At 33.8% G+C, this 24,455-nt stretch carries 15 protein-coding genes; 2 read left to right on the top strand and 13 right to left on the bottom strand.

Annotated features, from left to right (window positions below; genetic code table 11):
* Positions 1 to 50: 50 nt before the first annotated feature.
* Together ACHRV0_RS20605 and ACHRV0_RS20600 are read left to right on the top strand one after the other, a co-directional pair.
* Positions 51 to 1,340: a nucleoside hydrolase-like domain-containing protein gene (locus ACHRV0_RS20605; protein WP_395442302.1), complete on the top strand. Its 1,290-nt coding sequence runs from the start codon at positions 51 to 53 to the stop codon at positions 1,338 to 1,340.
* Positions 1,341 to 1,411: 71 nt separating this feature from the next.
* Entirely contained in the window at positions 1,412 to 2,917 is a 1,506-nt protein-coding gene (locus tag ACHRV0_RS20600) for an FGGY family carbohydrate kinase (protein ID WP_395442301.1), read from the top strand.
* A 73-nt stretch (positions 2,918 to 2,990) separates the two neighbouring features.
* Here ACHRV0_RS20600 and ACHRV0_RS20595 read toward each other — a convergent pair whose 3' ends face one another.
* The 13 genes from ACHRV0_RS20595 to ACHRV0_RS20535 form a co-directional block, all read right to left on the bottom strand.
* Positions 2,991 to 3,911, bottom strand: a complete 921-nt coding sequence (locus ACHRV0_RS20595) for a hypothetical protein (protein ID WP_395442299.1) — start codon at positions 3,909 to 3,911, stop codon at positions 2,991 to 2,993.
* A gap of 269 nt (positions 3,912 to 4,180) precedes the next feature.
* Positions 4,181 to 5,587 (bottom strand): RagB/SusD family nutrient uptake outer membrane protein, encoded by a 1,407-nt coding sequence (locus ACHRV0_RS20590; RefSeq protein WP_395442298.1) that lies wholly within the window; start codon positions 5,585 to 5,587, stop codon positions 4,181 to 4,183.
* 33 nt (positions 5,588 to 5,620) lie between these two features.
* Positions 5,621 to 8,776: a SusC/RagA family TonB-linked outer membrane protein gene (locus tag ACHRV0_RS20585; RefSeq protein WP_395442297.1), complete on the bottom strand. Its 3,156-nt coding sequence runs from the start codon at positions 8,774 to 8,776 to the stop codon at positions 5,621 to 5,623.
* 1,211 nt (positions 8,777 to 9,987) lie between these two features.
* A complete protein-coding gene (gene ribB / locus ACHRV0_RS20580; protein ID WP_164975062.1) occupies positions 9,988 to 11,121 on the bottom strand; it encodes a 3,4-dihydroxy-2-butanone-4-phosphate synthase in 1,134 nt (377 codons plus the stop codon).
* Between the two features lie 294 nt (positions 11,122 to 11,415).
* Entirely contained in the window at positions 11,416 to 12,447 is a 1,032-nt protein-coding gene (locus ACHRV0_RS20575) for a TlpA family protein disulfide reductase (RefSeq protein ID WP_395442296.1), read from the bottom strand.
* Positions 12,448 to 12,488: 41 nt separating this feature from the next.
* Positions 12,489 to 13,733 carry an amidohydrolase family protein gene (locus ACHRV0_RS20570; protein ID WP_395442294.1) on the bottom strand — a complete coding sequence of 415 codons (1,245 nt, stop codon included), beginning with the start codon at positions 13,731 to 13,733 and terminating at the stop codon, positions 12,489 to 12,491.
* A gap of 78 nt (positions 13,734 to 13,811) precedes the next feature.
* On the bottom strand, positions 13,812 to 15,212 hold the full coding sequence (locus tag ACHRV0_RS20565) for a RagB/SusD family nutrient uptake outer membrane protein (RefSeq protein ID WP_395442293.1): 1,401 nt from the start codon (positions 15,210 to 15,212) through the stop codon (positions 13,812 to 13,814).
* Between the two features lie 99 nt (positions 15,213 to 15,311).
* Positions 15,312 to 18,617, bottom strand: coding sequence for a SusC/RagA family TonB-linked outer membrane protein (locus ACHRV0_RS20560; protein ID WP_395442292.1), 3,306 nt, complete (start codon positions 18,615 to 18,617; stop codon positions 15,312 to 15,314).
* Between the two features lie 97 nt (positions 18,618 to 18,714).
* Entirely contained in the window at positions 18,715 to 19,917 is a 1,203-nt protein-coding gene (locus tag ACHRV0_RS20555) for a FecR family protein (protein ID WP_395442291.1), read from the bottom strand.
* Positions 19,918 to 20,017: 100 nt separating this feature from the next.
* Complete coding sequence (locus ACHRV0_RS20550) at positions 20,018 to 20,509, bottom strand: sigma-70 family RNA polymerase sigma factor (protein ID WP_395442397.1); 492 nt, start codon at positions 20,507 to 20,509, stop codon at positions 20,018 to 20,020.
* A 279-nt stretch (positions 20,510 to 20,788) separates the two neighbouring features.
* Positions 20,789 to 22,144, bottom strand: a complete 1,356-nt coding sequence (locus ACHRV0_RS20545; protein WP_395442290.1) for an MBL fold metallo-hydrolase — start codon at positions 22,142 to 22,144, stop codon at positions 20,789 to 20,791.
* A gap of 1 nt (position 22,145) precedes the next feature.
* Positions 22,146 to 22,976 carry an ATP cone domain-containing protein gene (locus tag ACHRV0_RS20540; RefSeq protein WP_395442289.1) on the bottom strand — a complete coding sequence of 277 codons (831 nt, stop codon included), beginning with the start codon at positions 22,974 to 22,976 and terminating at the stop codon, positions 22,146 to 22,148.
* Between the two features lie 336 nt (positions 22,977 to 23,312).
* Complete coding sequence (locus ACHRV0_RS20535; RefSeq protein WP_395442288.1) at positions 23,313 to 24,422, bottom strand: PepSY-associated TM helix domain-containing protein; 1,110 nt, start codon at positions 24,420 to 24,422, stop codon at positions 23,313 to 23,315.
* Positions 24,423 to 24,455: the final 33 nt, after the last annotated feature.

The following is a 24,455-nucleotide window of genomic DNA, read 5'->3' as shown; positions in this document are numbered from 1 at the left end:
TTAACTTTCAAGATGGCATTTGTCATAAATAAATTCTTAATTTAAAAAACATGAACAAGCTGATTTTCACGATTCTATTTTGCACCATTTCTACCGTACTTCTAGCACAACAGCCAGTACCTGTTAAGCCCAGAATTATTGTAAGTACTGATATTGGAGGTACAGACCCAGATGATAACCAATCGATGATTCATCTCTTAATGTATAATGAAAAATTTGATATTGAGGGACTTATTTCTTCACCTTCATATGGCGAGGGCAGTAAAGAAGAAATTATTAGAACCATTGATCTATATGAAAAAGATCTTCCAAAACTACAAAACCACATTCAAGGATTAGCAACTCCAGAATATTTGCGTTCAGTAACTAAACAAGGAAAACGTGGTCGTTTTCCTTTTAAAGGCTTTGCAACTTCAACAGAAGGATCGGACTGGATTATCAAGTGTGCTTTAAAAAAAGATAAAAGACCTCTTTGGATTCTGATTTGGGGTGGTCTTGAAGATTTGGCACAGGCATTACATGATAAACCCGAAATCCAGAAAAATATAAAAGTGTTTTGGATAGGCGGCCCTAATAAAAAATGGAGTGCAGATAGTTATACTTACATAGCAGCTAATTTTCCAAATCTTTGGTTTATAGAATCTAATTCATCATACTATGGATTTTTCTCAGATAATGTCGCCGAGAATTTAAACGAAAAAAATTACTATAAGAACTATATTAACGAGGCGGGATTTTTAGGTAAAGACTATAAAAATAACCGTTATGAAGGCAGGCTTAAAATGGGTGACACGCCATCATTGCTCTATATGATGGACGGAGATCCAAATAATCCAATGAAAGAAAGCTGGGGCGGCAGTTATGTAAGGATAGCGCACAGCCCTAGAATTGTATTTGATAGAAATACGACAGTGAAAGATACTGTACCCGTATTTTCTATAATGGAATTTCATTTTAAAGGACCTATTGTTAATATCCCAAAAGATTCAGCTTGCATCACAATGACTGTACAGGCAGAAATTGGCGAACAAAAATGGGAAGGATATTATATAGGTAATGGGAATTATGTAGTTAGATATTGCCCAAAACGCACTGAAAAATTAAGCTATAAAGTTACTTCGGACATTCCTGGATTTGAAACCCAGAGCGGCACTTTTTTAGTAAGCAATCTTTGGCCAGGCAAACCTAATGCAACAGACTATAATTTAGGTAAGAATTGGTTCACGGATCGAACAAATCCTGAACTTTATGATGATATTTGGCAAGGCGGTAAAACGGTTTTAAAATGGAGAACCGATGTGCTTTTAGATTGGGCTAAACGTTGGGATTGGCTTAGATAATATCTTTATTTCACTCCAAAAAGCCTTATCACTCTCAAATTGTCAAAAATCAATTTTTACTGCAAAAGATAATGAAAAAATATATTCTAGCTATTGACCAAGGTACGAGTAGTACCAAAACCATACTTTTTGACGAATTAGGATTAGCTGTTGCTAAAGGCAGTGTAGACCTAAAAACAACTTATTTTGACAATGGTTTTGTTGAACAAAATCCAGAAGATATTTACCAAAATGTTCTTGATTCTGTTCGGCTTTGCTTGAATAATTTTACTGATCAGGGACTTCAGCTGACAGATATAGTATCTTGCGGTATCAGCAATCAAAGAGAAACATTTGTTCTTTGGGATAAAAACGGAAAAGCATTGGCTCCAGCAGTAGTTTGGGCCTGTAAACGTTCTATTGATATTTGTACTGATTTAATTGAAAAGGGACAAAATGATACAATGAAACAAAAAACAGGTCTGCTCTTAGACCCATATTTTTCGGGTACTAAATTGCTTTGGCTGTTACAAAATGATGCTGTATTAAAAGAAAAAGTAATACAAGGCGAAGTATATTTTGGAACAGTAGATTGCTGGCTTTTGTATAAATTGAGCAATGGAACTCATTTCAAAACCGATTATACAAATGCTTCCAGAACATTATTTTTCAATATTCATACTCTAAAATGGGATGCTGAAATTCTTGAAAAATGGGGATTAAACAACTTAAACCTGCCTCAGGTCTGCCCTTCATCACATGATTTTGGAGCAATGGATTTGAGTCAGATTTTCGACAATAACACTCCTATTTCTATTCCGATTACAGCTTTAATCGGCGATTCTCATGCTGCTGCTTTCGGAGAAGGCTGTTTCGAAAAAGGTACTGCAAAAGTCACAATGGGAACAGGAAGTTCTATTATGATGAATATTGGCAGCGAAGCCGTTTTATCAAATTTTGGAATGCTCACAACCATTTGCTGGAGTACCGAAGACCGAATAGATTATGCGCTTGAAGGCGCTATTGTTTCCTGTGGTTCTACCATAGAATGGCTGAAAAATGAATTGCAATTATTTTCAAATCCTGCTGAAACAGCCTCTATGGCAATGGAAATTAACGACAACTCTGGTGTTTATTTAATTCCTGCTTTTAGTGGATTAGGTGCGCCTCACTGGCAAATGAACCGAAAAGCATCCATTGAAGGAATGACTTTTGGAACGACTAAAAATCATATCGTGAGAGCAGCTTTGGAAAGCATTCCATATCAAATCAAAGATGTAATTGAAGCGATGACAAAAGATATGAAAGCGCCATTAAAATCTATTTCTGTAAACGGAGGCATGACTCAGAATAAATTTGTTGTTCATTTTTTAGCTGATTTATTAGGGATTCCGTTGAACAAGCAACAAAACTCTGATGTTTCTGCTCTAGGAGCCGCTTATTTATCTGGACTGAAAAGTGGTGTTTACAAAAATATTGAACAACTCGCTGCTCTTGTTAAAAGCCAAACAGAACAGGTTTTAAGTGATTCGAATAATGAGCTGCCTGCAAATGGATATTTGGGCTGGAAGGAAAAAATAAATAAGGAAATAGTTTAAAATCAAAATCTGCTATAAGCTAAAAAAGCTTCAGTAATATCTGAAGCTTTTTAATTTATCATTAAATCAATTATTAAAGACCTAAATTAGGCAGCACAAAAGATTTAGTATTTGGGTGTAATCTTATCCATAACCCTGGATTTGCATTTAATTGTTGTAATAATTGATCTGTATCTGAACTCAACTGTGTATTAATTACGTTTGCGTAAGTCTGAACTTTAGCAGGGGCAGAATCAGCATCTACTACAGACTGAACGACCTTCTTGGCTTGTAATATGGCTGCTGGACCTAAAGTGAGAATATATTTTGCAGATCGACATTCTTTTTCATCATTTTCATTTATAAGGCTTCCACCTGCTTTAAACTTACTAATGTGATGCTCCAAAATGCTATTAGATATTGGAATTATCCCTGCAATGTGCTCACTTCTTGCTCCAGAAAAAGGTTTAATGTAAGCCAAATGTGATGCATGGTTTTCTTCAGGACCATGACCTATAAAAAATATATCCAAACCTCCTAATTCTTCCAATTTAGTCAAATACTGTACAAGTGCGGACTCTAAATCTTCTGTATCTGTTTGAATTGGTGTAAAACTTTTGATCTTTTTAAAAAAGGCATCACCTAAAATACGCTCAAAATCTCTAACAAAACTTAAACCATTATTCATACTCAATGGAGCAAGCGCATCCTGAGTAAACACATTCAGTCTTGCAAGTAAAAGGTCTTGCTCTGTCGATTTGGCTAAGTCTCCAAGCAAACGGTGCAACTCCTGAGCCCCTCTACCACCAAGAAGAGCAATATTGATATCACCCTCTTTTGAGGCTGCAGTATCGTAAAGTTCCTTTAACATTGCCTGACCTACCTCTGCTTCACTTCCAAGAACAGTAGGAACTATGCCATAATCATTAAAATTAAATTCCTCGCCGCTCTTTTGAGACAACCACACATTATTATTCTCTTCGTATCTTGTAAATTGTGAATTTGATATATTCATTATGATTACTTATTTTATTTTAATTAGTTAGCATTATCTCGTATCCTTTATAAGAACTTTTTTATCTGAGCAGTTTATCTAAAATCAAGTTACTTTTAAAATTTTAAAATTAAAAAAACATTCCATCTAAACAAAATGAGTCCTTTATATAGGACTCATTTCTATCAAACTAATTATAACCCTAATGCAACTTTTTAAACTCATGGCCTACCGGTGTCTTGAAATAGTCCACAATTTTATCAAACGAGCATTAATCTTAAACGATCATTTTATTTATAAGCCTCATTTTGAGTAATAACACCTGGATTTTGATTAATTACTAAAAACGGAATAGGCAATAATAATTTTGCTTCGGTAAGCGTGATATTTTTACTGCTGCCTTTAATTACCGGAATAGCTCTTCCTGTTCTTATTAAATCAAACCAACGATGGAATTCGCATGCAAATTCTACCTGAGCTTCATGTTCTAAAGCAAGAGCTACCGTATTGTACTTAGTCGGATAACCTGCCGTTCCATAAGCTGGCAGCCCAACACGGGTACGAACTTCGTTCATGTATTTTGGATCTGCAGTTGCTTCTGTTAACATTAGAAGAACATCCGCATAACGAAGAATGATAAAGTTATTATCCGAAGCTTCTCTTAAACCATTAACTGGAGCTTTTGCATCTTTCCACTTAATTGAAAATTTCACATTAACAGTTGAACCGTTAGGTGTTTTATATCCATTTTGAATTGAAATATCTCTCCTTGGGTCATTTGTTTCATAGGCATTCCATAAATCATTGGTTATTTGATTAAATCCTCCTCCCCAAGCGGTAATCACACGATTGTCAACCGGTGTGAACATGGCCCAATATGAACTGTACGGATTAGCTACGCCTCCTTTATATTGAATCTCAAAAATAGACGATGCACCATTTTTCTTGGTTAAGTCCCATAAATCTGCGTAAGGCACCAAACTAAATTTACCATACACTTTCAATAAAGTTTCTGCTGCTTTTGCTTTATTTCCAACAGTTAGATAAACCTTACCTAACAAAGTATTTGCAGCTTCCTGACTAGCAGCTCCTACAAAACGCTGACTTGTTTTTACAGGTAATTTAGCCGCTGCAAAATCAAGATCTTTAATAATTTGATCATAAATTTGATCCTTTGGCGTGCGCGCTTGTGCATAAGCTTGATCAATACTAATTGGAGTTGTAACCAATGGCACATCACCCCAAGCACGAACCATGTCAAAATAATATAAGGAACGTAAAAACTTTGCTTCTCCAATTAAGGCATCTCGATTGGCAAAATCAAGTTTTTCGGCGCTGGTAATAATATTATTTACGATATAGATTGATTTATAATAGTTATTCCAGAAATTAAACACTAACTCATTATCGATTGTCATTGTGTGCAATTCGAAACTTTCATAGTCTTGTATTCTTCCAGCAGCATTATCACTATACGCGTTATCAGACATTAACTCACCATAGAATGATGGCAGACTTTCAGGACCATTCAGAAGATACAGCGAATTATAAGCAGACCATAAGGCTGTTTCAATATCTTTCTGAGATTTATAGAAATTCTCTTCGTTAGCATTTGAAACAGGGGTTTTATCTAAAAAATCTGAACTGCATCCTATTACGAATAAGCTGCAAAAAAGCATTGATATTATTTTTTTCATTTTTCTTACGTTTTAAATGATTTTTATCGATTTTTAAAAACTAACATTTAGTCCCATAGTAGCAGTAAAAGGATTTGGATACGCTCCATAATCGAAACCAACCATTGCACCAGATTGATAAGTACTGCCTTCTGGATCATATCCTAAATAATCCGAAAACACATGAACGTTTTCCATATTTATATATAATTTTATATTACTTATCTTTAGTTTTTGAACTAAATCTTTTGGCAAATTATAGCCTAAACGTATATTTTGGATACGAACAAATGATCCGTCTTCAACCCAATAACTTGAACCAAAATCCTGAACAGTGTTTGGCGACATACGAGGTTTCGGAATTATTCCGTTTCCTGGATCAGCATCCGATTTCCAGTAATTGTTTACAACAGAATACATGTTACGGTTACCTCCACCTACACCTGATTTCAAATATCTAGCAGTATGATTAAGGATTTCTCCTCCCTGTGAACCGCGAAGCAAAACAGAAAGCTCAAATCCTGCGTAAGAAAAATTATTAGTCATACCCCATTGAAAATTAGGCTGATAGTTACCCAAATAAGTTCGGTCATCAGAATTGATTTTACCATCGTTGTTAACATCTCTTACTCTTGGATCACCCGCTTCACTGCCCGGCCATACAGGATATGCTTTGCTGTTCAACTCTGCTTGTGACATAATTACACCGTCAATAATATAACCATAGTACATCCCTACCGGCTGTCCAACTGCTGTACGTGACGTCATACTGCTCACATTAATATCTATTGGAGCATCATTTGCACCTAGTTTTAACACTTTATTTCGATTGGCAAAAATGTTAAAATCAGTACTCCATTTGAATTTTCTATCAAAATTAATAGTGCTTAGACTTACCTCAAATCCTCTATTTTCCAGCTCTCCAATATTCGTCAAAGTAGAAGAAAACCCAGAAATAATTGGAATAGGCACATTAAGCAATAAATCCTTAGTTTTTGAATAATAAATATCACCCGTAAATTTCACGCGTCCATTAAAAACACTGAAATCAACCCCAAAGTTGGTTTGTCCCGTTTTTTCCCATTTCAAATTTTTATCAGCAAAATTTGAGGTATAAATACCTTGGTTTACCGTACCAGAACTTACATATGGACTGTAACCTAATAATCCTATTGATCCATAATTTGGAATCGAATTGTTACCCGTTTCTCCATAACTTAATCTAACTTTCAAATTAGTCAACCAAGAAGATTCTTTTAGAAAAGATTCTTCAGATATACGCCATGCCAGAGATCCTGATGGGAAATACCCCCACTTGTTATTGGCTCCAAAACGAGAAGAGCCATCGGCACGAATTGCAGCAGTTGCCAAATATTTACCTTTATACGAATAATTGGCACGAGCTAAATAAGAAAGTAATGACCATTCTTCTACAAAAGTGTTACCGGCATTCACTACACCAGCATTCAAAGTATGCACTAAATCATTTGGAAAACTACCAGCTGTCATACTGCTTAAATCGGTACGCTGTTCTTGAGCAGAAAACCCAGCCAATACATTCAGATTGTGATTTTCATTAAATTTCTTATTGTAATTCAGTGTACTTTCTGAAATCCAATTATTAGATTGCAGCGTTTTGAAATCAGCCTGCGCTGGTACCCATCCTGAATATCCCCAGTTTTGACCTGCATTCCAATAGAAATTATGAACTGTATTCTCAATATTAGAACTCACAGAAGTTTTAAAAGTCAAATCTTTAATAATATCCCATTCAAGGAAAGAAGTAAGTATGGATACATTCGTTCTTTTTTTGGCAATTGCCTCTCTTGTTAAGGAATAAGGATGCCAAAGCTGGAAACCATATTTAGAAAATGTATTCCAAATCGAGGCCGGATCCTTAAAACCAAGACTTCCTGTTTCAACGTAAAGAGGGAAAAATGGATCACTTTGCAGAGCAAGACCCACTACATCACTTTTTCCACCTGTACCGTATGGTGCTTCGTTTACCTGACTAAGTCCAATGTTTATTCCCATACGAAGTTTATCATTAAACTTATGCTTAAGGTTTGATCTAACATTAATTCTTTGATAAGTGTTACTGTCCACAACACCTTCTGAACTTATATACCCTAATGATGTCATAAATTGCGTCTTCTCGGTTCCACCAGAAGCCGACAACTGAAAATTCATGTTAGTGGCAGTTCTCAATGCAACATCCTGCCAGTCAGTTCCATTTCCGATACGGGCAATCCAAGCTGGATCAGAGAATTCTACAGGAACAGTTACACCAATTCCTCTTGTAGCTGATGGATTCGCAGCAACGGTTGTCGCCCATGTATTGTTTCTAGCAGCTGTATTGTAGGCAATAAATTCTTGCGCATTCATCATGTCAACTTTACGGTTGACTTTTGAAACACCACTCTCAAAAATTGCATCAATTTTGGTTTTACCAGCTTTTCCTTGCTTGGTCGTAATGATAACAACACCATTTGCTCCTCTGGAGCCATAAATAGCTGCAGACGATGCGTCTTTCAAAATATCAATCGACTCAATATCGTTAGGGTTAATAGAATTCAATGGATTTCTATTAAAACTCAAATTACTTCCTCCGCTAATTCCTGAATCCGTAGAAGTGGTTGTATTATCTTCCAGCGGAATACCATCTATAACATAAAGAGGAGTCGTTCCTGCATTTATAGACGAAGCTCCACGTATTTTTACGGTAGGAGCAAGACCCGGAGCACCTTGAGACTGTATAATTTGAACACCAGATGCTTGTCCTCCAAGTGATTGAAGTGCATTAACATTTGACCTGCCTTCCAATTTATCTGCACCAACAGAAACTACTGCTCCTGTTAGGTCTTTTTTCTTGACAGAACCATACCCCACAACAACTACTTCATCTAGTTTATTAGAGTCTTCTTCTAATTTAATCGAAATATTAGTTTGGCCATTTAACAAAACTTCTTTTGTTTTAAAACCTACATAAGTAACAACTAATACTGCTTTATCACTTTTTACCTTTAATGAAAATTTACCATCAAAATCACTTTGAACTCCATTTGTGGTTCCTTTTTCAACAATATTTACTCCTGGCACAGGTAATCCGAGACCATCGGTAATTTTTCCACTTATTTCTTTTTGTTGCTGTCCATAAATTGGCATACATAATAATAGTCCGAGAAAAAATATATAATATTTTAGTTTCATTATTTTATTGGTTATTTGGTTGTTATAAAATTTTGTATTTTCACATTTAGTGAAATTGAATTGCTTTTTTAATTTTTCAATAGTTTATTTTTAGATTAATAATTTTACATTACACAGCATAATACGGTAACAATTTCCTGAGCTTTTAAAACATTTAGTCCGTTTCGATGCAAGTTTTCGTTCCCAAACAATGACTGTATAAAAGACATTTTCTTTCAATTTTGATTTAGCCAGATTTTTTTTACTTCAACATATCGGTTAGCTCCGTGCTTTAAAATTATATTCCAAAAGAAATCGGAGTAAAAAATCAGGGCAGTTTTAGACTATTTACAATTTTAAATAGCCTCTACTTTTATCTTTTTTCCATGTATATATTTTTTTGGTTAGTTAAAAAACTTCTTACTATTCAGCATTCATGATTTCAAATAATAATTAAAAAAAATCAATAATAAAATATAAATAACTATAAAAAAAATGACAAAACGAAAAAAATAGAAAGAAAAAAAAATTAAAAGAATAAAAAAAGAATAAAAATAGAAGATATTGATTTTAAAATAGTACGAATAAAAATGAGATTTAACGAAAAAAGTTAAAAAAAGTCAAATCAACACCCTATCAACAGCCTCATTTTAAACATAACATAATTATTAGTACTTATAATTTTATTTTTCACATCCAAAACAAAAAAAGAAGAAAATACGATCAAAAAAAGAGTATACTTTTCTTCGTTTTATTCTTTTTATTTCGAATTACAAATGACCTTATTTGAATTTTGTTTCAAAACCTTGCGCTTTACTCTTCATCAATTATGATATATTTTTCTTTTTAAAACAGCTCTATAGCCGTATTAAACAATTTCTGCTCTTGAAAAAAAATAATGGGAAAAAGATTTAGTAGATCTAAATAATAGATTTTCAAAAAATGAATACTCAGATGAAAAGAAAAAAGAAATTACTAAAACAGGTAAAAAAGAAAATAAAAGAAGAAAAATAAACCTTAAAACTAAAACAAGCTTTAAAAAAATGAATATTTGAAACACAGGATCTGATAGGTGTTCAAATAAAAAAAGGTTATTTCACTTCATCGTGAGACAGCCTTTTCTTTTTTTTGTTTGTATTTAAGGTATATATGATCCAAAACAAAAAATCCTTCGAAATATATTCGAAGGATTTCTTTAAGTAGTTTTCGTAAATTATTATAAATACAAAAAATTAGTATTTAACGTACTCTTTAATTTCTAATCCGTATCCAATCATACCGACACGTTTGGTTTGCTCTGAATTAGATAATAATCTAATTTTGGAAATATCAATATCATGCAATATCTGTGCACCAATACCAAAATCTTTGGTATCCATCTTTATTTGTGGTGCTTTGAATTCGCCTTCAGCCTGTAAAACTTTCAATTCTAACAAACGGTTTATAAAGTCTGTTGGCGGAGCTTCCTGATTGATAAACAAAACAGCTCCTTTGCCTTCCTGATTGATCAATTGAAACATGCTGTCCAGTTTTTTGTCAGCATCATTGGTAAGCGTACCCAATATATCATTATTTATTGTTGTAGAATTGATTCGCGTTAGAATTGGTTCTCCAGTATTCCAAGTTCCTTTGGTAAGTGCAATGTGAATTTGTTTGTTAGTTGTTTGCTGATAAGCCCTAAGTCTAAACGTTCCAAAACGGGTTTCAATATCAAAATCTTCTTTCTTCACAATGAGGCTGTCGTGCTGCATTCTATAGGCAACAAGCGCTTCGATGGAAACGAGTTTCAAATTAAATTTTTTAGCAACTTCTGCCAATTGCGGTAATCTTGCCATAGTGCCATCGTCATTCATAACTTCGACAATCACTCCAGCAGATTTAAATCCGGCCAAGCGGGCAAAATCAATCGCAGCCTCAGTATGTCCTGTTCTTCTTAAAACACCACCTTGTTTGGCAATTAATGGAAATATATGCCCTGGACGTGCCAGATCATGAGGCTTTGTATCCTGACTCACTAATGAAAGTACCGTTTTGGCTCTGTCAGAAGCAGATATTCCTGTGCTTACATCACTTCCTTTAAAATCTACTGAAACAGTAAAGGCTGTTTCCAACGGATCCGTATTGTTGGTTACCATCTTGTGTAATCCAAGCTCATTACAACGACTTTCTGCTAAAGGCACACATATTAAACCACGTCCATGTGTAGCCATAAAGTTGATCATTTCAGGTGTTGCTTTTTCTGCAGCCGCTAAAAAATCACCTTCGTTTTCACGATCTTCATCGTCAACTACAATGATTATTTTTCCTTGACGAATATCTTCAATTGCTTCTTCTATTGTATTAAGCTGTATTTTTTCGGTGGACATGATGGTAGTGTTTGGTTTTGAGATGGATATTATGTTCGTATTGAATATTATCAATAAATCGTTAAGTCAATAAAATAAACCGCAGCACACGATTTATTCAGAACATCCAATCTCTAATTTGTTTTTTTCGAGGGTCAAAAATAACGATTAAAATTCTAATCTAAAAGAATTGTTGTTCTGGTAATTCGCATAACTTTTTCATTGGTAAGACTCTACCAAATATTTGGGTAAGCCGCATTAATGCCTTTAAAAATGAAAAGGGACAGCAAAATGCTAATCCCTTTCTTATGTAAATTATTTAACTCCTACTTCTTTAAACCATTTTCTTATTCCTTCGTCAGATGGTCTTAGCGCATTTGGATCAACGATATTACCTTGTGGATCAAGTAAAATAAATCTCGGAATACCACTTACTTCATAAGCTTTCTCAAAAGAAGTATCACCATTAGCAAATAACTGCACACCGGTCAATTGAAGATCTGTTACCATTTTTTTCCATTTTTCACGATCTTTTACACGGTCGACAGAAATACTAACAAAGTTTATATTTTGATCGTGAAATTCTTTTTCCAAAACCTTAAGAAAAGGGATTTCTTTTTTACATGGCCCGCACCAAGTAGCCCATAAATCAATATAAACAAATTTCCCTTTCAGATCGTCTAAGGATGTTGTACCTCCATTGAAGTTTTCAAAATTGACGAATTTTGGAGAAGCCATTCCTTTAGGCAGAATTTTATCCTGATGTTTTTTTAATCCAGTTGTTTTATTATATCTGTCTACACTGCTTTTTTTAAAATCTTCAAAATCCTTTTCTTCAAGAGCAATAAAAGATGCGTCTAACCCTTTGGTTTCTTTGAGTATTTTTTGATAACCAGCAACAATTTCATCTATTTTTTTGGTAAACTCATCATTACCTAATTTAAATATAGATTTATCTGCGGTTGCTTTTTCAGAATACAAGGCTTTTCTGAATAGATATTTATTTGGTATTTCTCCTTTTCCTTTAAAATCCATTGTTTCATCCCATTGTTTGGTATCAAAAGTAATTTTCATATTATAACCATTTTTGAAGTAAAAAAAGCCTTGTTCTCTACCGTCAAACATTCCGTAAAAACCTTCCTTTACCTTCAATGTATCTGCAAAAGAACCATCTTTGTTAACATTGATTCTTTTTATTTTAGTTCTGCCCTTGAACACAATCAAAGAATCTGAGTTTTTCTCTGTTATTTTTCCAAAAAGACGTACATAATCATTTGTCGCTTTTTGCGCAAAAGTATGTAGATTAAAAACAAGGGCTATGATCCCTAAACAATACCATTTTTTCATTATATTTTATGATTTATTTCGTTAATAAGTTTTAGAACTATTTATTTTTTTTCAGTGTAAATAATCCCTGATTTAATGGTCATAAAACCATCTTGTATATTTTCAATCTGCTTTACAGGATCTGAATTTGTAATAAAAAGATCTGCTCGTTTCCCTATAGCTATGACACCTCTATCGTCTACCCCAATACTTTCTGCACCTATTATTGTGGCGCTTATTAGAGCATCCTTGTTGGTAAAACCACAGTCGTTTGTCAGAATCTTTATTTCTTTGAATAATGGAACAACATGATCTTTTTCAAATAAATAAGGCCAATCTGTTCCAGTAGATACCTTAACTCCAAGTTCATGAGCTCTTTTAGTAACTGTTACACCAGCATAAAGCTTATTATTGTTTCCAATATAATTGGTAGCATCCAAAATAACGTTGTTCGCTTTCATCAGCAATAAAAGATTATCCAGTTTTTTATTATCAATAACGGGTCTTTTTAAACGATTCATTTCTTTAACAGCAGAGTCATACGGAATATCAAACGCATGTGACATGCTGTTTACTTTTGCATTGGCAATATCTGTGGGTGTGGCAGGAAAAACTGCAGCATGGCTCCAGCTTTGCAATCCCTGAAGTTTTGCCTCTTTTACAATTTTTCTAACAAGATCCGAAGTCAAGTCAGAATATATTTTAATTCCAGTAACTCCTGCTCCTTTCGCTTCTGCAACAGCAATTTTAATATCTGTTTTCTCCGTAATAGTTTGTTCCCAAGGTGTATCGTTTTTATCCTTATTGTGCTTTCTCACTAAATCGAAATAGGCTGATCCTCCAAACTGAGCTGCATAAAAAATAGACGGCGCCGGCAGTTGATTAAGGGTGCTGGCACGTTTATAGTCTGCAAGAATAATTGCATTTCCAGTCATGTCTCTTACAGAGGTAATTCCGGCATAGATCATTTTAGAAAGCTGATCCTGCATATATTTATCGTTTTTTGCCCTGTCCGGATCGGGTGCTGTGGCTAGATGAACATGTGAATCAATTAGTCCGGGCATCACATATTTTCCAGTAATATCAATTAGAGTTGCTTCTGGATATTTAGTAAGATCATCGGTGTACAAAATGTCTTTGATCTTATCGCCTTCCATTACGATACTCCCTTTCTTGCTGTCAAATTTATTATCAAAAATAAATCCGTTTTTAAGAATAGTAATTTTTAGGTTTCCTTTAGTTTGCGAATACCCCATAAGTATTGTACAGACTAAAAACCAACAGATAAGAAGTTGTTTTTTATTCATTTTTTAAAGTATTTATATTTTTGAAAATGACATTATGAGCCCACTTATTTTAACAGAAATGTGGGCTCGATATGTCTTTTAGTATCCAGGGTTTTGTGGAATTCCTGAACGATCAATTTCTGTTTGCGGAATTGGTAAAGCAAATCGATCTGCTTTAGGTGCTAAACCACCGCCGACAGCTCTGGTAAAACCTAAGCCAAGTCTCTTTAGTTCTGTAAATCTAAATCCTTCAAATGCCAGCTCTCTTCTGCGTTCGTTTAGGATTTCTTTATTCAGATCTGCTCCTAAAAAGTCACCTAAACCTCTTGCGTTTCTAAGTTTATTGAGATTCACCAACGCTGCTGCACTGTTATTTTCTTTTAAATTCGATTCTGCCAATATGAGATACATTTCTGGTACTCTTATTAATTTAAGATCGATGTTTCCGGGATCAAATGTTGCGGCGTTTGTTGTTCTCGTTCCTGCCTGTTTCTTTGGGAAAAAGCTTCCTTTGACTGTAGGATGAGTTTTAAAATATACTGAGAATCGGAAATCTTTATTCTGATCGTAAAGACTTATCAAATCATTTGATACTAAATAAGGATAACTTGACATTACTGGAATAGCAAAGATTCCTGCAGTATACTGTGTTTCGTTATTTTCAAATCGAATTCTAAACATAATCTCGCCAGAATCATCTTTATCCCATTCTTTTTGCAGCGCCGCAAGTGTGGTATCTAATTTGTATCTCGTATCTGTCAGGGCTAAATTAGCATATACGATAGCATTTTTGTAATCGCCTGTTTCGTGAGAAACTCGTGCCATCAATGCATATATAGCTGTTTTTGATATTCTATAAGAGTTAACCGTATTGGCTGCCAGAGGCGCGGCCTCATTCAAATCGGCTAGAATGTAATTTATAACTTCGGCTGATGTGCTGCGGGGTTTAATATCTAAAAGTGCATCATTTTCAAATCGGTACGGTACTGCCAATCCTGTTTTATTAGTGTTATAAGCCGGAGCATAAAAGCGGTATAAATTATAATACAAAAGCGCTCTGATACCTAATGCTTCTCCTAAAAATGCATTTTTATTAGCAAGTGTACTTTTTCTGGCTTGTCTGATAATGGTATTTACATTATTGATAGCCTGATAAGAAATTTTCCAAAATCCTTCGATATTTCCTGTCGTGCTGGTATAAGCGAGCGGATAAATGTTTTCTAAACTGCCATCAAAGGAATAGTCCTTTGAATTGGACGAACCTACCACATCATCGCTGATGGCTTCTGGAATACTGTAGATTCCATGAGAATAACCGAAAAAATCCTGTTTCATCACGCCGTAAACGCCATCTAAGGCACTTCTAAAACCTCCATCTGTCTGAAAAAGAGTTTCAGGCGATAGTTCATCTAAGGGTTCTTTATTTATAATATCATCGGTACAAGCACTTAAAAAAGTAACCATCACTGTGGCAAATAATAATTTTATATTTGTTTTCATCTATTCTATTGTGTTTATTTTATCTGTCCTGTAGAATTTGATTTTTCTATTGTCTTATATGCCTTATTGCGAAAATGTGCATTTAGACCTTTCGCTTTCTTAAAAATTAACATTCATTCCAAATGAGTATCCTCTAACAATAGAAGAAGAAAGTCCAATTCCTCCCGCTGCAGTAGCATATTCAGGATCAATATAATGAACAGCTGATTTAGTGAAAAGATTTTGTCCTTGAAGAAAAAATCTAAGACGCTCTACTCCTATTTTTTTTGCAACTTCTTTGTCTATAGAATATCCAATCATAATGTTTTTCAATTTTATATAACTGGCATTTTCAAGAAATTGAGATGATGCTTTATAATCTGATACCATTGATGCTGTTGGTCTTACTAAGTACACTTGTCTTATCGCTAAATCAGACTGATCACCTGGATTTTTCCATGCATTAGCCACATTAACGTGCTGATTGAATGCTGGATTATTGTATAAATTATGCACTCCTTCATTTAATACATAATGTCCTGCGGCATATGAAATCAAGAAGGACATATCTATATTTTTATACTTAAAAGTGTTCGTTAAACCTCCATAATACTTAGGAATAGAAGTTTTATTAGTAACTTGTCTCAGGTTGTTAATTTCGGCAGTATTAGAATTGGTTCTGTTAGTATTAAAATCTACCAATTTTCCATCTGCTGCTCTATATTGATTAAAGCCGGTTACTGGATTTACTCCTGCCCAATCCACAATATAAAAAGATCTTATTGCGCTTCCAGCTTTAAAAACTGTAGATCCTGAGTTTGATAAAATGTCTTTATCGTCTGATAAGGATAAAACTGTTCCTTTGTTGTTTGCAAAATTAAAATCAGTTGTCCATGTAAAACTCTGATTTTTGATATTTACAGTGTGCAGACTGATTTCTATACCTTCATTTCTAAAGTCTCCAATATTAGAAACAAGTTCTGCGAAACCTGAAGTAAGCGGTATTGGCTTATTGTTCAACAGGTCTTTTGTAGTTCTTACATAATAATCAACTGTTCCTGTAATTCTATTATTAAAGAAGCCATAATCGATACCACCGTTCACATTAAAGTTTTTCTCCCATGTCAAATCTTCATTTTCACCTCTGGTCAGGTATGGAGCTGTACTTCCTGCATAAGTAATCTGACTTCTGTAGCCATACAATGATTGAGAAGCAAAATCACCAATAAAGTCATTTCCTGAAGTTCCAACACTAGCTCTCAATTTTAAGGAACTTACTGTTTTATTTTTATTAAGTAAATCTTTATGCATATCCCATGAAGACCCTACAGACCAGAAATTGGCATATTTATTATTGTTTCCAAAACGAGAAGAACCATCTCTTCTGAATGAAAGTGAAAGGTTGTAACTATTATTGAAGGTATAATTTAGTCTGGAAAAATAAGAAAGTGAACCTGCTTGAGATTTTCGCTCTGTGATCGCACCAACGGTTTTCGCAGCGCTTACTGTCTGTACAGCGTCAGAACTAAAATCCTTTGCTGTCACAGAAAAACTGTTGGTCTCACTCTCGTTAACTTCATACCCCATAACCATATCAAATGCATGTTTTTGAAATGTATGCGCTAAAGTGGCTGTCAATGTTCCTGTGTAATTGTTGCTGTCACCTGTATTGTAAGTAAGCGCACCTCCATTGACAATTACATTTTCATAACTATTGTTTTTAGAGGTATTGAAATTAGCTCCCAAAATACCATTTAAGGTTAACCATTTTACTGGTATATAGGTAAGATTTGCGCTTCCGCCAATATTTTTGCGGTTATTATTCACATTTGTATTATCTCGCACAAATATTGGGTTGTAAGGAACTGCAGTAGAATTACCAACATCCAATAATCGCAATGAATTTCCAGCATCATCTTTAATTGCAAGCCAAGGATTTAAAAGAAATGCATTTGAAAACGGTGATCCCACTATACGTTTGTCCTCTTCATTTACGTTTCCAAAATTTCCTGAAAATCCCACTTTTAATTTTCTGCTCAAATCATAGTCTACACGCATTGATACTGTATACCTCTTATATTCACCTCCAAAAATATTATTAACATTGTTGTAGGTAAGCGAAGTATAATAATTAGCCTTGTCTGACCCGCCTGAAAAAGAAATATCATTTTCACGATTGATCTCATTAGTTAATAATAAATCTGCCCAATTTACATCCTGACCAGAAGCTCTTCTTTTTTGAAGTAAGGCAGGGGTCGTTTTATAGAAGCCCAATGACTCTTCAAAATCCAACTTTTGAGACGCATTCATTAAGTCATTAGTAAAAGACTGATCTGCATATTTAACTCCTAAACGACTATTGAAAGCCACCTTTAGTTTTGTATTTCTAGTACCTCTTTTTGTAGTGACAATAAGAACTCCGTTTGTTCCTTTAGATCCATAAATAGAAGTCGCAGCGGCATCTTTCAGAATACTAATATCCTGTATATCGGCTGCATTTAGCATAAATGCATCTAAACCAGATCTTGGCATCTGCACTCCGTCTACCACAATCAACGGCTCTGTACTGGCGCTTATAGAACCTACACCACGCAACAGCATAGTTGGTGGTGAATCTGGAGAAGAAAAACTTTCCTGAACAAACAGACCCGGAACTACACCGATCAATGCATCGGCAAATGATACATTTTGAGTGTTCTGCAATACCTTTGTATCTAGTTTTGTTACAGCTCCTGTAATTTTATCACGGGTCATTTTTCCATATCCTACTAAAACGAGCTCATTTAATTCATTTGCAGTTGGTTCAAGAGTAACGTTGAGTATTACCTGATCTTTAATTTTTATTTTTTTTGCAGCAAAACCTAAAAAACTAAAGCTCACCACATCGCCTTCATTTGCCATTATTTGATATTTTCCTTCAAAATCAGTCACCGTTCCCAGCTTATTATCGTTTACTAAAATGGTTACTCCAATTATTGGCAGCCCCATATTATCTGTAACTATTCCTGAGATTTTTCTTTGATTGATAACCGGAGTGCCTCCATTAGCAGATGACGCAGCTGCTTTATGATTTAATGCAATAACAATCAATTTGTTATTTACAAATTCTGCTTTGTAATTATCACCAATCAATTCTTTTATAACTGCCATTACCTCAGCGTTATTTACTGTTATATTCACCATTCTATGTGAATCAAAAACGTCATCACTATAGAAAAATTCTATATTGGTTTTTTTGGTAATTGTTTTTAAAACAGATGCTATAGACTTGTTTCTTGCGTTTATAGTTACCTTTTGTGCAGAAGCAAAAGCAACTATATTAAAAAGAAATATTGATAATATTATGGATTTCCTCATGATGCTAAGAAAATTATCCCAAAGTGCGGATTTTACCCCACAATCTTTTGCGGATAGGTTTTTTTTCATACTTTTAAATGTTTTGGTTGGTTAATTGATTTCGAACTCTTTTTTTCGACTGAACAAATACTAGCCGGGAAATGGTGCAAACATTTTCCGGTTTTTTTTACTTACTAATGGTTACTTCATAGGTTTGGTTGATTTTGGTTATTTTATATTTCACATTTGATGTTTTTCTAATTATATCCAAAAATTGATCGATTGACTGGTCTTTTAAAACAATTCCTGTGAATTTTATCTGCTCTAATGATTTTTGTTCGAACCTCACATTAAAGTTGTACCATCTTTCCATTTTGTCTAAAATATTTTTCAAATTTTCATTTTCAAAATAAAACTTACCATCTTTCCATGCACTATAACCATAAGGATCAACTTCTGCCACCTTTATAGTTTCGTTACGAACACTAGCCTGCTGTCCGGGTTTTAAAATAACAGATTCATTTTTTCCGGTTTTACTTATTTGAGAAATTTTTACTTTTCCTTCTGCCAATGTAGTTTCAAATTTTCTGTCTTCCTGATAAGCGCTTACATTAAAATGTGTTCCTAAAACGGTAACATTTCCAGATTTGGTTTTAACTGTAAAAGGGCTATGGAGATCTTTGCTCACTTCAAAATAGGCTTCACCTTCTAAAGTTACATCTCGAGTATTTCCGGTAAATTTTACAGGATATTTTAAGGATGATTTTGAATTAAGCCAGACTTTGGTTCCGTCTGAAAGTATAACAGCATAAATACCGCCTACAGGTACAATCAAAGTATTTTCTCCATCAGAAGCCATTTCTTTAATAGCTTTAGCATCATAAACCAAAACCTTATTTAGATTTGAAATCACGCCATTTTTTGAAACGATCTTTTCTTTTTTGGGTTCTAAGGAAATAACCGTTCCATCTGCAAGAACAAGAGTTGGATTGTTATATTTAGGTTCAATGTCTTTTACAACTACTTCCTGATTTTGCATTTTAGCATCATTATTCAGATAATAGAAAATAGAAGAAATTGCTGCTAAAAAAACTAAAATTGCTGCGTATTTCAATATCCTTTTGTAATCAAAAAGTGAAATTACAGGGGCTTGTCCAAAATCAATTTTTTCTTTAATTCTTTCGAAAGCTAAATCTGTATTAACAGTTTTATAAAATCGTTTCTTAGATTTTAAAGTTTCTACATTAATAACTTTTTGATAATATTCTTGATTTTCGGGTATAGAAAGCCATTCTTGCAAAAGAGCATTTTCTTCAATCGATAATTCTCCCGTAAGAAGTTCCTTTCTTATAAGAGCAGCGATTACAAATTCTTCCTTTCCTTGAGACATATTTTTTGATATTAAGTATCGATTATTAACACTTTGAGTAATGTTATATAACTAAGAGTTTAAAATATCAAAAATGGGTGGAAAGATTTTTTATTTTTTTTTATAAAAATAATAAAAGGAATAAAAGTTCTGAGTGATTCTTGAGTTTAACCTTTAATAACTCTATCGCGCGGGCACGCTGAGATTTAACAGTATTTATCGAAATATTAAGCTGCTCAGCAACGTCCTTATATTTCAATCCTTCTATGCAGGAAAGTTCAAAAACTTCTTTGCATTTTTCTGGTAACGAATTCAAAGCTTGAATCAAAGTCGAATATAATTCTTCTTCCAAGACATTAAAATCAAAATCTAAAGTTTCGTGAGATAATTCAGGATTCAATTGAATACCTTTCTGTTCTTTCTTTAAGATCAAAAATGAACCATTTCGAACCATGGTATAGAGATAAGACTTAACATCGATTATCTTTTCAAATTTTACACGGTTTTCCCAAAGCTGTAACATAACATTTCCGACTACTTCCTCGGCAAGAAAATTGTCTTTGACAAAACCATAACTGTAGCTCACAAGTCTTGGATACAAAGAATAAAACAGCTCTTTGTAATACGCTTCATCAATTTTAATATTTTCCTTTTCTGAGCTAATTTTTTGTCTTTGTTTGTTTGCGCAAATATAAATTTAATATCAACAAATCAACATTTTTGCAACATAATTATCATTCAATTCCTTAAAGAGATATAAAAAAGTAAGAATAAAACGCTTTTTTATGTTTTTTACAAATCTGGTTTTAAATCAAATTCTTTTATGTTGATCGGGTATTTTTTTGATTTGAATAAAATATCCAGAAAACTATGATCTTAAACAAAAGAATGTCTAAATTTCTATTTCATTTCCCATTAATGGAACGTTACATTTAAAATGATACTGATTCTGAATTTTAATTCGCAGTTCATCTGCCGGAAGGTTTTCGCCGTGTACTAAATAGATGCATTTCGGAATGTTTTCAAGTGCAGAGAGCCAATTTAAAAGATCCTTTTGGTCTCCATGTGCAGAAAGTCCTTCTATCTGAAAAATTTTGGCTTTTACATTATAGTAATTCCCATATATTTTAATTTCATCCGCTCCCTCTAGAAGTTTTCTTCCGCGGGTTCCTTCTGCCTGATATCCAACAAAAATAACAGTTGTTTTTTCAATACCTATATAATGCTCAAAATACGATAATACTCTCCCTCCTGTAACCATGCCGCTTGCTGCAATAACCACTTTGGGCTGAGGGTTTTCAATAATGCGCATGGTCTCCTTAAACTCGGAGACAATGGAGAACATTTTACTCATTTCATGACAGTCATCGGCAGAGAGTTTATGCCATTTCAAATTTTCTAGAAATACATGCAGTGCATTAGCTCCCATTGGAGTATCCAATATGTATGGGACATCAGGAATTCTTCCTTCTTTTTTAAGCTGCCACAATAAAAACATTACCGATTGTGCTCTCTCTACAGCAAAGCCGGGAATTATAACAGTTCCTTTTTGCTTAATAGCCGCATTGATTAATGTTTCCAGCTCTTCTTTTACATCTACATCAGGATGAAGCCGATCTCCGTAAGTACTTTCTAGAAATAAATAATCAGCCAATACGGGCTTTGTGGGCGCAAACATTAACACATCATCATCTCGTCCTATATCGCCTGAAAACACAAGCGTTTTACCCTCAAGAGTTAGTCTAATGCTGCAGGCACCAATGATATGACCTGCATTTTCAAAAACAGCGTCGATATCATTTGCAATAGGCACTAATGTATTTGGCTCTACGACTTCAAAAAAGGGAGTAACAGCCTGAGCTTGTTCTAATGTATAAAGTGGTTCTGGATTTGTATGTTTTGAATATTGTTTTTGATTGGCTCTACTGGCTTCTTCTTCTTGAATTTTAGCACTGTCTAAGAGAACTAATTTGGCTATAGATTTGGTTGGACCGGTACAATATATTCGACCTGTAAACCCTTGAGATATTAGTCGAGGAAGCCAGCCGCAATGATCTAGGTGACCATGAGTAAGAAGAACACAGTCTATGGTAGATGGTAAAATGGGTAAAGGATCCCAGTTGAGTTCTCGAAGTGATTTAAGACCTTGAAAAAGACCACAATCAATAAGTATTCTAAATCCGTTAGTTTCTAAAAGGGTTTTCGATCCAGTTACAGTTCCTGCCCCTCCAATAAATTTTACTTTCATTTTAATGATGTTTACAAATTTGTGACGCTTCGTGCAATGTATTTTTTACTCGGTTTTCACTAAGTCCTATTTTATACAGACTTTGAGGATCATCAATAACATCTTTTACAAGTATCTGATCCAGAATAAGTAATTTTTCTTTTTCAACTATTGATAGTGTTGTGAGACAGGTAACAGGATAAAGGGTTCCTTTATCTATTTTATTTTTGAGATTATTATCTTGAGGATAATCCCAGCTTAAAAGAGAAATTCCGCTGCAATTAGCAAAATCCTGCGCATCTTTAGTAAAACGATTGTTAGTTACTATAATACAGGAATCGATAGCCTCACTATTAGAAAAAATAGTATGTTTTTTCGCTTTAAGGTCATTAAAACGAGAAAGTATGTACATAGGCACTTTTACATCTGAAGAACCTTCTTTACTGCCGTGAAATTTACATTCAATCATGCTTATCACGTTATTCTTCATAATGGCTATGTCTACTTCATGCGATACACATTTTCCTTGCAGTGTTAAATTTATTTTCGTCTTAAATCCTTCTGCAGCATATAATCTGGCAACGAATTTTTCAAAGAAAAAGCCCGCCGGACCAAGCATTTGCAAAGCCAGTCTAATATTGTAACGCGCAGCATGTCCGCTTGATGCTTTTTTTAAAATAGCAAAAGCTAATTTATAGATTTCTTTGGTGGTTATGCCGTCATACATCTGCCTTTCTATTTCAGCTAAAGTTTCCTTTATGAGATCAGCACTAGCCCCAGATTTTTTAAGAGAAAGTTCTAATTTATCTTTATCAAAAGGTACTTTATATCCTGAGTGTTTTATTATTTTCATAACAGCTAAGGGATTTATTTACTTGAAAAGAAACTAGGTAACACCATTATTTTTCACGAAAAAGATTAAATCTTACTACTAGATTTAATAATCAATCTTTTACGTATTCAATTTAATATAAATATACCATAATTATATTGTAGTTCCTACTGGATAAGCAAACAAAAAGCACAGAAAAGATAAGATGATTTCTTTCTTAATTCTGTCTTCAATTTTTGTTTATTGGTCTACAATCTTATAGAATCAGTATGAGTATAAAGCTGTATCTGTTAAATACAAAATCCAACAAGATTAATACTTGTTGGATTTTAGATTTAAAACTTTATTACAGAATAATTACTTACTCTTTTTCTTTCTGCCAAGCCATATAAACAGACCGGTAAATGGAAGTGTAGCAGCAAAAAGGCAAACTAAAAATGCTAATATTTTTGTTGGATATCCATAAATACTTCCTGTATGAATTGGATAAATCAAACGTCTTATTTTATCACCATTGCTAAATGTTTCGTATGGTTTTGTTTTTACAATTTCACCAGTATATTTATCAAAATAAGCCATACTTGCAATATTTGGTATTTCTTCTTCAAGATTCATCTTGATGACCATAATACTATTTATGGTATCAGATGGTATTCTGATTTGTGTATCTCCCTTGTATTTATAAATACTATCTGTTTTTGAAAACATATTTTGATAAAAAAACGTTTTATCTGTGTTTGGATCAGTTTTAGTTGGGTTTTCAACTTTTGCCGATTCTTTTTTAGTAGTTCCATCAGCCAATAAATAAACACCGCTCTCGAACCATTCATATGACCAAGTTAAACCTGTTAGTGAAATGATTAGAAGTACAAAAAAAGTATAAAAGCCAAAAGTCGAATGAAAATCCCAGTTTATTCTCTTAAATGAGGCGTCCCATTTTACTGTTAATCTTTGCTTTAAGTTTTTAATTTTCTTCGGCCACCACAAAACAAGCCCAGACAAAAGCATAAAAACAAAAATAAGACAACTGATTCCAGTGACTGCTTGTCCAAAATCACCTAAAACTAAATGACGGTGCAAATCAAGAACAACCGAAAAAAAACGGTTTTTAGCAGGTACAGATCCTAAAACTTTACCACTATATGGATCAATAGAGAAAATTAGTTTTTTCTTGTCAATATCAGTTGCTGTAATTATTAAGGTTCTTTCGGGGTCATAAAACGAATGAACACGATCAATTTTCTTTAGGTGAAATTCTTCTTGCACTTCAGAAATAATATCATCCACTGCCAATTTTTCTTTGCCTACACTGGCTACTTTATAAAATTCGGGATTAACGAACTCATCAAGTTCATCTTCAAAGACCAATATACTTCCTGTAAGGGCAACTATAAAAACAATTAACCCAGATGCAAGACCAAGCCAAAGGTGTAATAAACCAATATTTTTTTTTAGTGTTTTATTCATTTATTATATCGTTTCGCAAAATGGTTTTCAAAT

This window comes from Flavobacterium sp. FlaQc-30 (genome assembly GCF_044005885.1).
In the GTDB taxonomy this organism is placed as follows: Bacteria; Bacteroidota; Bacteroidia; order Flavobacteriales; family Flavobacteriaceae; genus Flavobacterium.
The sequence above is the reverse complement of the archived record's forward strand: the minus strand, read 5'-3'. Positions and strand labels throughout refer to the sequence as shown.

Excerpts from the sequence above, each read along its gene's own strand:
- ACHRV0_RS20605 (WP_395442302.1), top strand. The coding sequence starts at position 51 with ATGAACAAGCTGATTTTCACGATTCTATTTTGCACCATTTCTACCGTA.
- ACHRV0_RS20600 (WP_395442301.1), top strand. The coding sequence starts at position 1,412 with ATGAAAAAATATATTCTAGCTATTGACCAAGGTACGAGTAGTACCAAA.
- ACHRV0_RS20595 (WP_395442299.1), bottom strand. The coding sequence starts at position 3,911 with ATGAATATATCAAATTCACAATTTACAAGATACGAAGAGAATAATAAT.
- ACHRV0_RS20590 (WP_395442298.1), bottom strand. The coding sequence starts at position 5,587 with ATGAAAAAAATAATATCAATGCTTTTTTGCAGCTTATTCGTAATAGGA.
- ACHRV0_RS20585 (WP_395442297.1), bottom strand. The coding sequence starts at position 8,776 with ATGAAACTAAAATATTATATATTTTTTCTCGGACTATTATTATGTATG.
- ribB (WP_164975062.1), bottom strand. The coding sequence starts at position 11,121 with ATGTCCACCGAAAAAATACAGCTTAATACAATAGAAGAAGCAATTGAA.
- ACHRV0_RS20575 (WP_395442296.1), bottom strand. The coding sequence starts at position 12,447 with ATGAAAAAATGGTATTGTTTAGGGATCATAGCCCTTGTTTTTAATCTA.
- ACHRV0_RS20570 (WP_395442294.1), bottom strand. The coding sequence starts at position 13,733 with ATGAATAAAAAACAACTTCTTATCTGTTGGTTTTTAGTCTGTACAATA.
- ACHRV0_RS20565 (WP_395442293.1), bottom strand. The coding sequence starts at position 15,212 with ATGAAAACAAATATAAAATTATTATTTGCCACAGTGATGGTTACTTTT.
- ACHRV0_RS20560 (WP_395442292.1), bottom strand. The coding sequence starts at position 18,617 with ATGAAAAAAAACCTATCCGCAAAAGATTGTGGGGTAAAATCCGCACTT.
- ACHRV0_RS20555 (WP_395442291.1), bottom strand. The coding sequence starts at position 19,917 with ATGTCTCAAGGAAAGGAAGAATTTGTAATCGCTGCTCTTATAAGAAAG.
- ACHRV0_RS20545 (WP_395442290.1), bottom strand. The coding sequence starts at position 22,144 with ATGAAAGTAAAATTTATTGGAGGGGCAGGAACTGTAACTGGATCGAAA.
- ACHRV0_RS20540 (WP_395442289.1), bottom strand. The coding sequence starts at position 22,976 with ATGAAAATAATAAAACACTCAGGATATAAAGTACCTTTTGATAAAGAT.
- ACHRV0_RS20535 (WP_395442288.1), bottom strand. The coding sequence starts at position 24,422 with ATGAATAAAACACTAAAAAAAAATATTGGTTTATTACACCTTTGGCTT.